11 protein-coding genes are annotated in these 10740 nt (G+C 68.8%); 5 read left to right on the forward strand and 6 right to left on the reverse strand.

The features are described 5' to 3' along the window. Nucleotides 1–137 precede the first annotated feature (137 nt). From ACFWM7_RS28980 to ACFWM7_RS28995, 4 genes are all read right to left on the reverse strand, one after another. On the reverse strand, nucleotides 138–959 hold the full coding sequence (locus tag ACFWM7_RS28980) for an aminoglycoside phosphotransferase (protein ID WP_383265975.1): 822 nt from the start codon (nucleotides 957–959) through the stop codon (nucleotides 138–140). Nucleotides 960–1068: 109 nt separating this feature from the next. Then, nucleotides 1069–1206: a hypothetical protein gene (locus ACFWM7_RS28985; protein ID WP_179894499.1), complete on the reverse strand. Its 138-nt coding sequence runs from the start codon at nucleotides 1204–1206 to the stop codon at nucleotides 1069–1071. Next, nucleotides 1203–2318, reverse strand: coding sequence for a radical SAM protein (locus ACFWM7_RS28990; protein WP_383265979.1), 1116 nt, complete (start codon nucleotides 2316–2318; stop codon nucleotides 1203–1205). Before ACFWM7_RS28990 ends, ACFWM7_RS28985 begins: the two co-directional genes overlap by 4 nt. Continuing rightward, on the reverse strand, nucleotides 2306–2635 hold the full coding sequence (locus ACFWM7_RS28995; protein WP_383265983.1) for a hypothetical protein: 330 nt from the start codon (nucleotides 2633–2635) through the stop codon (nucleotides 2306–2308). Before ACFWM7_RS28995 ends, ACFWM7_RS28990 begins: the two co-directional genes overlap by 13 nt. A 406-nt stretch (nucleotides 2636–3041) precedes the next feature. Here ACFWM7_RS28995 and ACFWM7_RS29000 point away from each other — a divergent pair, with 406 nt between their 5' ends. The 4 genes from ACFWM7_RS29000 (at nucleotide 3042) to ACFWM7_RS29015 (ending at nucleotide 5783) form a co-directional block, all read left to right on the forward strand. Continuing rightward, a complete protein-coding gene (locus ACFWM7_RS29000; protein ID WP_383265986.1) occupies nucleotides 3042–4295 on the forward strand; it encodes a helix-turn-helix transcriptional regulator in 1254 nt (417 codons plus the stop codon). Nucleotides 4296–4309: 14 nt separating this feature from the next. Then, the gene (locus tag ACFWM7_RS29005; RefSeq protein ID WP_383265989.1) at nucleotides 4310–4675 is read left to right on the forward strand and encodes a hypothetical protein; all 366 of its coding nucleotides are present in this window, start codon (nucleotides 4310–4312) and stop codon (nucleotides 4673–4675) included. Nucleotides 4676–4856: 181 nt separating this feature from the next. Beyond that, a complete protein-coding gene (locus tag ACFWM7_RS29010; RefSeq protein WP_383265992.1) occupies nucleotides 4857–5255 on the forward strand; it encodes a hypothetical protein in 399 nt (132 codons plus the stop codon). 180 nt (nucleotides 5256–5435) lie between these two features. Beyond that, on the forward strand, nucleotides 5436–5783 hold the full coding sequence (locus ACFWM7_RS29015) for a PRC-barrel domain containing protein (RefSeq protein ID WP_383265994.1): 348 nt from the start codon (nucleotides 5436–5438) through the stop codon (nucleotides 5781–5783). 107 nt (nucleotides 5784–5890) lie between these two features. Here ACFWM7_RS29015 and ACFWM7_RS29020 read toward each other — a convergent pair whose 3' ends face one another. Continuing rightward, nucleotides 5891–8860 carry a family 16 glycoside hydrolase gene (locus ACFWM7_RS29020; RefSeq protein ID WP_383265995.1) on the reverse strand — a complete coding sequence of 990 codons (2970 nt, stop codon included), beginning with the start codon at nucleotides 8858–8860 and terminating at the stop codon, nucleotides 5891–5893. Nucleotides 8861–9104: 244 nt separating this feature from the next. Next, nucleotides 9105–10010, reverse strand: coding sequence for a bifunctional DNA primase/polymerase (locus tag ACFWM7_RS29025; protein WP_383265998.1), 906 nt, complete (start codon nucleotides 10008–10010; stop codon nucleotides 9105–9107). Between the two features lie 348 nt (nucleotides 10011–10358). Here ACFWM7_RS29025 and ACFWM7_RS29030 point away from each other — a divergent pair, with 348 nt between their 5' ends. Then, a complete protein-coding gene (locus tag ACFWM7_RS29030; protein ID WP_383266002.1) occupies nucleotides 10359–10673 on the forward strand; it encodes a hypothetical protein in 315 nt (104 codons plus the stop codon). The last annotated feature ends 67 nt before the right edge of the window (nucleotides 10674–10740 follow it).

The raw sequence follows: 10740 nt of genomic DNA on the forward strand, positions 1-10740 counted from the left end.
TCGCTATCTCCCACAGTCCGTCCGGAACGATCCATCCCCACCGTCCACTTCCCATGAACAGCACAACCGCCAACTGGCCATGTAGGACACGGTCTAAGACCCGGATAACTTGTTACGAGTAGTCGGGCACGCATCCGTCAGCCGATCGTTCGGTGTGCGTGCCAGGCCTCAGAGGCCGTTGCGAGGCGCAACGTCCACGGGCCGGGGTCGGCGGTGCTGATCTCGGCCCACAAGTGCGCGTTGGCTGCGGCGAAGGCGATGATGCCCTCGGCGGCGGCGGTGTGCCAGGCGGGGATTTCGGCTGCCCACTCTTCGGCCGATGTGGGGGTGTGGCCGGAGGCGATGAGCCAGATCACCCAGTAGCCGGCGTCGAGCCAGGCCGCTCCACGGGTTGCCCAGGCCCAGTCGACCAAGCGGGCCCGATCGCCCTGGGCAGCGTGGACGTCGACCAGGGCGTTGGCGTTGTTCAGGTCGGTGTGGAGCAGGTGGGGCCCGGCGAAGAAGTGGAGGTCGTCGGGGTGGGCAGCGTAACGCTCCAATCGCTGTTCGGCTTCGCGCATTTCGATGCCGGGGCAGGGGGTTTCGCCGAGGCGGCGCAGGAGGGCTGCGACTTCGGGGAGGTCGGGGGAGCCGGGGGTGTAGTCGGCGTGGTGGCCGTTGAGGGCTTCGAAGCCGAGGAGGTCCCAGCCTGCTGTTTCGACGTGCCAGTCGAGGGTGGGGGCCAGGCTGGTGAGGAAGGGGGCGACGGCGGCCTCCCGACGTTGGGTCCAGGCGCGGGGGTGGTCGGTGCGCAGGCCCTTGATGTGCCAGGTGCCCGTGGTGGAGGTGACGCGGACGGCGATCTCGCTGTTGAAGCCTTCGGTCGTCTCCTCGACTGTGAGGAGGGGGCCGGTGTGCTCTTCGATGGCGGCGCGGGCGGCGGGCGGCAGTCGGTCGAGGCCGATGCGGGTGGTCGCCATGGGCTTCACTCTTCCACGGAGGCGGGTGCGGGTGTGGGCGGGCAGTGGTGCGGGGGCTTCGGGACGGAAGAACGTCCGGAAGCCCCCGCGGTTGTGTGCGGCAGGGTGTCTACCGGTAGGGGTTGTCGTCGTTGCAGCCCGGGATGGCGCCTTCGGACAGCACCTCCAGGTCGTCCAGGAGGATCACTCCCTCGGGCTCTTCCTGGGCCGGCGGTCGGGGGCTGATCTCCACCATGACAGCGGTCATGACGCTTCCTCGCTTCCGTGTTGGCAGTAGGTGTTCAGTGGTGCCTTCGCCTCCTGGTAGGCCTTGGCGAGCGGTCGGCAGACCCGGCAGGTGCCGGAGAGCTGACAGCCGCCGCAGCCTGCGGTGCGAAGCATCTGGGCATCGGCGATGCCGGGTAGACGGAGGAGTCCGTCCAGGCCCTCGGTCATGAGGTTGATGGGGTTCTCGCGGCCGACTTTGCACATGGTCGCCAGGCCGTGCGGGTCGACGTGGAAGAAGGTGTGGCCGGCGGGGCAGCCCTTGAAGACGCTGGTCTTGTCCAGGAAGCCGGGTGCTTGGGCGGCCAGCGGTTCGGGTGTGCCGGTGTACGTGGGGGAGATCGTGCCGTACTCCTGGCGGCCCGCCCCGTACTGCTCGGCGAAGGCGCGCATGGCGTCCAGCTCGTGGGCGTTGTGCCGGGTGATGATCAGCGCCAGTTCCAGCGCGATGCCCGCCTCACGCGCCGCGACGAGCCCCTTCTCGACCAACTTGAACGCCCCCGGCTTGCGGGTGAGCGCGTCGAAGCTGTCCGGGGTCGCCCCGTAGAGGGAAACGGTCACCTTATGCGGTGGCAGGTCACGCAGGAGGTCGATGATCTCGGGACGGTGGAGCCGGGAGCCGTTGGTCAGGATCTCGATCAGCATCCCGGAGCGGTGAGCGAGGGTGTACGCGTCGACGAAGTCCCGGTCGATCAGCGGCTCGCCGCCGGTGAACTGGAGCCACAGCACCCCGGCGTCCCGTAGTAGGTACAGGAGCCGGACCTTGCCCGGCCAGGGCAGCCCCTCGAACTTCCGCTCCGCGAGGTAGCAGTGCTCGCAGTTGAAGTTGCAGCCCTTGTTGATCTCGTACGTGGCCCGGCCGTAGCCGAGACGGGTCTCGGGACGTACGAGGACGGCGTCCCGCATCACCGCACCCGCCAGGTCCACGCTCCAGGCCGTACGGGCGGGGTCGAGGAGCCAGGCCGGCAGAGGGCTGCTGCTCTCGGTCGAGGCCAGCTCTTCGTACAGCGCCCGGGGAATACGCATGCCGCCCTTGGAGCCGGAGCGGGCGATCAGGAACGTTCCGTTGTACGGACTCACGATCAACTGGTGCACGAGACCTCCCTCGGGGTGTCTTCCCAGGTGTGCTGCTCGGGGTGGTCGGCGAACAGGCAGCAGCCCTCGCCGTCAGGACCCGGGGCGGCCACCGGGCAGTCCGGCAACACGACGAGTTCCGTCTCGTTCGTCTCGTGCCAGCGGAGCCACAGCGCGGTCCCGTACGCGCCTGCATCGGTGAGGAGACCGAAGTGCTCACCCTCGTCGTGCGCGGACAGCTGGCACTGCACCGCCCTGTCGATGTACGGGGCGGTCGACTTCTGCCGTGCTTCTCGTGCCAGGTCAAGGGGTACCCGGCGCCAGTGCGTACACCGCATCAGCCGTCCACCTGCGAAGCTGGACGGGGCTGCGTGGAGTGATCCGTACAGCGCGGGCAGGTGCAGGGAGGGAAATGGCCGGGGTTATCGAGGATCACCAGATTCTCGTCCTCCCGTACTTCTGTGACCCGGTTCCAAGTCCGTCCGGAATTACGGGAGATCCTGATCGTCATGAGCACTCGACGCTCAGCACCCAGGCCCTCCGTCCGTGCGCCGGCGCCCGACGTGCGCGCCAGAACCTCGTCCCTCGTCGTCATGATCGAACTCCTCTGTCATCCCGCTGCTCGTTCGGGGCAACATCCAGAAAACTGGGTGAAGTCCGAGGTCTCCACGGCATTGATGCGGCAGTCTTGAGGCAGGTCCGTGCACGGGGCTCGGCGGGCCTGATTCCTGGGGAAGGGGCACCATGGGGCTGGCCGAACGACGCAGGGCCCTGGGTTACAGTCAGGAGAAGTTGGCCGAGTTACTCGGTGTGGACCGCACAACCATCGGACGCTGGGAAAGCGGCAAAGTCGCTCCTCAACCGCCCCAGCGGAACGGCTTGGCGGCAGCTCTCGGAGTCAGCCTCCAAGAACTCGACGTACTCCTCAAGCCGCCACGAGTCGCAGGGCCGGAAAGTGCCGGGCTCCAGACCGGTGACCCCCCGAGCACGGGAGACTCCGACGAAATGATCCGCCGCGAATTCCTTCGGATACTGACTGTCAGCGGTGCCTTGACCGCCCTTCCGGCCGAGGAGGCCGAGGCGTTGACCGAGGGTGTCCGTCGGGGATCGGCTGCCGACTTCGCGCTCATGAACAGACACCTTTGGCAGGTATATCAACTGGCCCGCACCAAAGGCTCCGTCTATTCCGTCGTCCGGGACCAGCTGACCACGCTGAACCAGACACTGGCACGCAGCTGTCGAAGTACCCAGCCTCTGCTGAGCGCTGCTGCGGACCTCTTCCAACTGGCCGGCGAAGTGGCTTTCGACGGCAATCGGTACTCCGAAGCAGCCGCTTCGTACTCACTTGCCGCCTCGGTCAGCAAGGACGCCAGGGCGTACGACCTGTGGGCATGTGCGCTCGTCCGTCACGCCTACGTCGACATGTCCGAGGAGCGTCATCACCAGGCTGCGCAGATGCTCGACGTGGCCGACCGGCTGGCCCGTCGTGGGGATACCAGCCTCTCGACTCGGTACTGGGTCGCGTCCGTCCAAGCCGAGGCATACGCGGGACTCGGTGACCTGGGCACGTGTGAGCGCGCGCTGGATCGGGCCGAGGCCGTTCGTGACCTCACTGCAGACAGCGTCAACGGCGGATGGCTCCGCTTCGACGGCGCGCGTCTGGCGGAGGAGCGCGGCGCTCGCTACGTACAGCTCGGGCGACTCGACCTGGCGGAGAACACCCTGCGGAACGCCTTGGAGCAGGCGGCTCTGGCGTTCGGGCAGTCGTACCGGAGACGCGGAGCGGTTCTCACGGACTTGGCCGCTATCGGTGCGAAGCGACAGGACCCCGAACAAGTCGTCGCGTACGGCGGGGAGGCCCTTGAGCTAGCTCGATCCTCCGGTTCCGGATACGTCGCCCGTAGACTCCGAAGTCTGTGCGAAGAGTTCGGCCCCCTGCGACGGGACCACCGCGTAGCGGAGTTGAGGGCGGAGATCGCCATACTGAGGACGTCGTGACGAGAGGGGTTGGGATGTCGCAGACCGAAGGTGCACGACTGTTCCGCGAGACCTGGATCGCGGGAGTGCACCAGCACTTCCCCGGCGAGCCGAAGGCCGGTTACGTGACCCCTTGGGCAGATACGCCGCAGTGGGAGCGCGAGGCCGCAGGCTCCGTGTACGAGCAGGTCCGCCAGTTCGTCGAGATCAGCGGCGGCACCACGGCCCGGCTGACCCGCGAGCAGAAGAGCCGCTTCGTCGCGACATGCTGGACCGCCCAGATGTTCAAGCACTTCGAGGACCCGAAGCCGGGCTACGTGGCTGACTGGCCCGATCTGCCGTCATGGCAGCAGGAGACCGATGCCGACATCTTCGAGGTGATTGAGAAATCGCTGAGCTGACGGCTCTCTCCCCGTGTGACGGCCCCCGACCAGGAGTTTCGGTCGGGGGCCGTTCTCGTGCGTGCTGGCCCTCGGCGGCCGAGGTCACCCCTCTGTCGGACGCGGGACCGTCCGGTCGTGGTGCCGGTGGCCGCGTGGAAACCGAGGAGATCCCGCAGGGCGGTCGCCCTATCGTGGGCGCATGTTCGATCGGCTGGAGATCAGCGTGCTGCCGCGTGACCGCCGGTTCCCGCCCAGTCTGCGGATCCTGGTCAATGGCGAGGACGTGGTGGCGGGTGCGGTCGGTGATGGAGGCCGGGGGCCGCTCGTTGCCGACGTGTTGCCGGCCGGCGGCGGGCCCTGGTTGCTGTGGGCGACCGGGGAGGCTCGGCGGGTGGAGCTCGGGGAGCCGGAGTGTTCGAGGGGCTGTTGCGGGTTTCTGACCGTTGTCGTTCAGCGGTTCGGGGGCATCGTGCAGTGGTCCGACTGGCAGGTTCCGTATGAGGAAGTCGCCCCGCCGGAGTTCCACTTCGGCGCGGAGCGGTACGACGCGGAGTTGGCTCGCGTGGACGCCGGAACGGGGCGCCTCGGAGCTTCCTAGAGGCGAGTCGGGCCCGGGTTCTCGGAGTGTCCTGCCGATCGTGCGGGCTCGTTCGGGCGGGTGTGCTTGGCGCGCCCGTACCGGGGCATCAGCCCGGTGACGCGATCGGCAAGGCGTCGTCGTAAGGCGTCGTAAGGCGTTCGGCTTCGACAGCCGGGTGGGAGTGGAGGAGACGTGCCTGTGGGCGATGTGTGGGCGTTCGGGCGGGACAGCGGCTTCGTCGCGGGGCAGGTGCTGGTGGGGTTCAGCGTCGAGGCTGCCGACGGGGTCATCGGGCATGTGGAGCGCCAGGAGGGCGAGCCCGGCATGCAGCACCTGGTGGTCGACACCGGGGTGTGGAAGTTCGGCAGGAGCGTGTTGATTCCCGCCGGTGCGGTGGCCGTCGTGGACGGTGGGGAGCGGACCGTGAAGGTCTCGGCGTCGCGGGAAGAGATCAAATCGGCACCCCGGTTCGCCACCGACAGCGAGACGACCGACCACGGCTACCTGGCCGAGGTCGGCGCGTACTACGTCTCCCTGCGTGCCTGAGATCCCGAGTTCGTAGGGCCGCGAGCCCGCAGAGCTGAACGGAGCGGGGCTGCCCCCTCCGATGCCGGAGAGGGCAGCCCCGCTTCCACGTGTCGTCGGACCGGGTGTCAGAGCCGTTCGATCCAGATGTTGCGGAACCTCGGGTTCTCACCGGGATCCCCGTGGTCCTGCAACTTGATGTGGCCCGGTGCGGGGCCCTCCGGACGGCCCGCGCCGGTGGGGCCGACGATGGCGACGTCTCTGTGGACCAGCTTGCCGTTCCACCGGAGGGTCACCCGTGCGTCCTCCACCTTCTTGCCGTCGTTGTCGAAGCGGGCCGCCCGGAACTCGATGTCGTAGGTCTGCCACGTGCCGGGCGCGGTTGCCGCGTTGACGTCGGGGGCCTTGCGCAGGTAGATCGAACCGGCGTCGTTGTCGGCCGGTGCGTCGACCCCGAAGGACTCCAGGATCTGGAGCTCGTAACGCTCCTGGATGTAGACCCCGCTGTTCCCCCGGGCCTGTCCGGTGACGTCCGGCGGGTAGTGGGGCTGGTACCACTCGGCGTGCATCCGGAAGTCGCCGTACTTCTCCTTCGTACGGATGTCACCGCCGAACGACTCCATGGAGCCGTTCGCCACCGGCCACTTCGCCGGGCCGCCGTCGTTCGATTCCCAGGCGTCCAGGTCCGTGCCGTCGAAGAGGGTGGTGCGCTTCGTCGGGGTGACGGTGAGGCTGTCGAGGTTCACATGGCCGTCGTCCTCGGGCTCGTAGGCGTACGTGATCGTGTTCGCGCCCTTCCGCAGGGGCACCGATTCGGTGTGCGTAGCCCACTTGTTCCAGGCGATGGTGGAGTCCAGCCAGATCTGCTTGTGGCGCTCGCCGTTGACGTACAGGGTCATCGAGCGGGGAGTGGGCTGCGGGTCGGCGTTCTGGCCGTTCGCGTAGCGCAGGGCGAGGTCGTGCTTCCCCTTCTTGTCGGCGCGTACGGCGAAGGTGGTGCGGGAGCCCGGCTCCCAGTTGTTGTCGATGAAGCCGGTGCCGGAGTAGCCGGAGTGGTTGTCGTTGAACTTGGTGCCGCCGGACAGGGATGCGGACTCCGCCTCGTACACCGGCGGCGGCTTCGAACCGTCGGGCAGCGTGTTGAGGCTGTACCAGGCCTCGGTGCTCCACAGCTCCGCCCCGGACTCCGCTGCGAAGGGGCGCGGGGACTGTACGTGCACCACGTGGCCGGGGCGTAGACCGTCCATCTTCAGTGTCACGGTCTTACGGTCTTTGGAGAGCGTCGCTGACGTGACGTCGAGGGTCTCCTCGTCGACCTTCGGGCCGCCGTATCGCGGGGTCGCCACGTAACGCCACTGCTGGGCCTCGTACTTGGACGCCAGGTCCTCGGCGGTCTCGGCGGAGAGCGGCCGCGTGTACTCGATCTCGAAGCCGCCGTCGACCGCCCGCATGGCCCGCATGTCGAAGGCGTCGTCGCCCGTGAGCGCGAGCTTCTGGAGGCCGAACTTGAGCTTGCCCTCCTGGCCCCAGTTCCCCGCGTCGCCGATGCCGCCGGCGTAGATCGCCCCGTCCGGACCGAGGCTGATCCGGTTGACCCCGGCCTCCAGGCCCTGCGTCATCCGGAACACCGCGCCCTGGTATTCACCGCCGACCTTCTCCAGGAACGCCCGCTGGAGGCCGCCGTACGTCACGTCGCCGAAGACCATCTGTCCGGCGAAGGGCCCCTTGGGCAGGAGGAGGGGGTTGCTCGGCGAGTTGGAGATCTCCCCGTGCGGCAGCCAGAGCACGGGTTCGGTCACCGGCTGGTCGTCGTAGACGCCGTCCGGGTTGGTGTGGTGGTTGTAGAAGGCGCCCTGCTTGATCCGGACCAGTTTCGACGTGGGCACGTACGCGCCCTGGTTGTCGGTGGCGAAGATCTCGCCCTTCGGGCCCCAGCCGAGGCCGTTCGGGGTGCGCAGGCCCCCGGCCACGTACGACACCTTGCCGGTCTTCTTGTTGATCTTGAGGGTGGAGCCGCGGTTCGGCACGTTCTGCGGGTCCTGGGTCGCGCCCCCGGGCACCATCGCGATGCCCGTGCTGACGTAGAAGTGCCCCTTCTCGTACAGCAGCCCGAACGCGAACTCGTGGTAGTTGCCGCCGAACGGCCAGGTCGCGATCTTGCGGTACTCGTCGGTGACCTCGTCACCGTCCTTGTCGACCAGTGCGGTCAGGCCGTCCTTCTCGGAGACGTAGATCGTGCCGTCGACGTACTTGAGGCCCATCGGCTCCAGCAGGTTCTCGGCGACCAGCTTCTTGGTGACCTTCGAGGGGTCGGTGTTCCCGGTGACGTTGTCGAGCAGATACACCTGCCCGAGCTCGCTCTCCCTGCTGCCGCCCCAGGTGCTGACGGCCAGCCGGCCGTCCGGCAGCCAGTCCATGCCGGTGACCTGCGGTTCGAAACCGTCGGGGCGCAGGTCGGTCAGTGTGTAGTCGGGGTGGACGCCGGCCAGCGGCAGGCCGTCGCCCGGTGACTCGTCGACGCCCTCGCACAGCTTGCGGCCCGGGGAGGTGACCCGGGTGACGTCGGCGTCGGTGCTCAGAGCGGAGGTGGGGACGACGGTGTACGCGTCCGAGCCGGGCGGCCGCCACTCCAGCAGCAGGCGCTGGTCGTACTCGCCGTCCCAGTGGTCGATGCGCAGCGCGTGGGCGCCCTCGGTCAGCTCGGCCGAGCCCTCCTTGGGCTGGGCGCCGTGCTTGCCGCCGTTGTCGATGATCTCCGTGCCGTCGATGATCAGCCGGGATCCGTCGTCGCTGGTGATGCGGAAGTCGTACGTCCCGGCCGACTCGACGTTCAGGTACGCGGTGACCTCGGTGACGAACTTGCCGCTCAGCCCGAAGTCCTCGGCGGTGGTCCAGTCGATCGTCGGCTTCAGCTCGTCGACGTTGGGTGTCTGTCCGGGCTTGAGCTCGCAGAAGTCGTCCAGCGGCATCTGCACGTCGAACACCCGCATGGTCACGCCCGGTTCCTGGGGCGGTATGTCGGGAGGCTGGGCGGTGGCCTGGCCCTGGGCGAGGGACACGAGGAACAGGGCTGAGACGAGTACGGCCAAACGCCGCATGGGCCTTCCTCCTTGGGGGCCGAGGCAGCCGGCTGTCCGGTGGCCGACGGGCTGCCGCACAACAGTGAAGGGCAGGCCCCGCGAGAAAGGCAACGGTTGTGCAAGCGCTTTCTATTTTATCGTTGTAAGGGCGGGGCGCCGTCGATCGTTGTCGGGCAGGGTACGGCCCGCATTTTCTGGGGAAAGACCACTGGAGAAGGTGCTAGGAAGCGCTGTCATTCTCGGGGGGAGCTGCTGAGAGCGGTTACGGGGATTCGCTCCCTCGCCCCGACGTCAGCCGGGCCGCCGACGCGATCGCGGCGCGGGCCTCGTGTTCCGGAAGGCCGGTGCGGACGGCTGCGGCGGTGAGCGCGTCGGCCAGGGCGTCGCCGAAGCCGTGTTCGTAGGCGCGGCAGGCCGCCCAGAACAGGCGGGTGTTGCGCTGGCCCTCGTGGGCCGCCAGCACGAACTGGACCAGGCCCTCGCCCCGGCGGTCCGGGGTGGGGGTGCGGGTGGTGCCCGGGTCGCCGGGGGTCGTGGCCGGGCGGCGGGGCTGGGTGAGGAGACGGAGCAGGGCGCGGGGGCAGGGGGCCGGGGTGAGGTGGGCGGTGCCGGGGGCCAGGCGGTAGCGGCCGTGGGCGGTGACCGAGCCGGGGCCGACCAGGTAGCCGCCGCTGCCGCGGATGTCGATGCCCGGGGCGAGGCGGCCGGCGGAGTTGGGGACCGTCGCGTCGGCCGGGCCGGTCAGCCAGAGGTGGCGGCCGCCGCTCGGGGTGAGCACCGTGACCGTCGCCGGGATGGTGAACAGGTGCTGGAGGGCCAGCTGCCGCAGCGCGCCGGTCGCGTCGCTGCCGTACGCGGGGTCGACGTCCAGGTCGATCCCGATGAGGCGGTGCGGGGCGCGCCCGCAGGCGATGCCGTAGCCGGTGGCCCGGGGTGCGGCGGCGAAGAGGGCGCGGACGGCCGCGGGGTCGGTGGTGGCGTCGTGCACCCCGTGGCCCGGCAGGCCGCATTCGCCCCGGCAGTGCGCCGGGGACCGCTCGCCGCGGTGGGGGGAGCGCAGGGCGGGGAGCTTGGTGGCGGAGAGCGGGAAGACGGGGAGGCCGCGCCCGGCGGCGGCGAGGGCATGGGCGAGGGCCAGGGTGGGGGTCTGCCGGTCGATGGTGGCCATGCAGCTATTTTCGTACATGCGTTCGAAGAAGGGAAGAGGGGGAGGTGGGGGCGGGTCTGGACCGCCTGGAGGCGCCCGGGGTGGTGGTCGCTTGGCGGAACGCTTCTTCCCGGGCGTGCCAACGGGTCCGCCGGGTCCGCCTCGCCGACCTGGACTTTCCTGCGGCTTGTGAGGTTTATCCGCTCTTCGTCATACGTGAGAGGGAATCGGGAGGTGATGAGGGGTTCGCCGGGGATGTGCTGGGCAACTCTGGTCTCGCGACGTTGTGAACAGCACCGGGGTGGTCGGCCAACTCCCCCGGAACCAGCCGAATATGAAGCCGCAATTCCGCTCTCTGGAGGAAATGACATGGCAAGTATCCGTACCGCTCGCGCCCTCGCCGCTGTCGCCGCTCTGCCCCTGACCGTCGCACTCTGCGGCGGGGTCGCCCTGGCGGACGACGGCTCCTTCGCGAACGACGGATCGAACGCGGCTGTGGCGACGATCGGCGGCAGCGGTGTCGGCGGCAACAACTCCGGCAACTCGTCCACGACCCAGCAGCAGGCCGTCGGCACCGGTGCGTCGAACCAGAACACGTCCGCCCAGGTCAGCAACTCGGCCTTCGTTCCGATCGACCAGTCGGACCACAGTGTCGCGGTGAACTTCACGCCCTTCTTCTGGTGATCCTCCCAAGATGAAACGGTCGTCGGGGCCTCCCGGGGGGTGGGTTCCGGCGGTCTGAACGGCAGCC

It is taken from the genome of Streptomyces sp. NPDC058375 (assembly GCF_042723425.1).
In the GTDB taxonomy this organism is placed as follows: Bacteria; Actinomycetota; Actinomycetes; order Streptomycetales; family Streptomycetaceae; genus Streptomyces; species Streptomyces durocortorensis.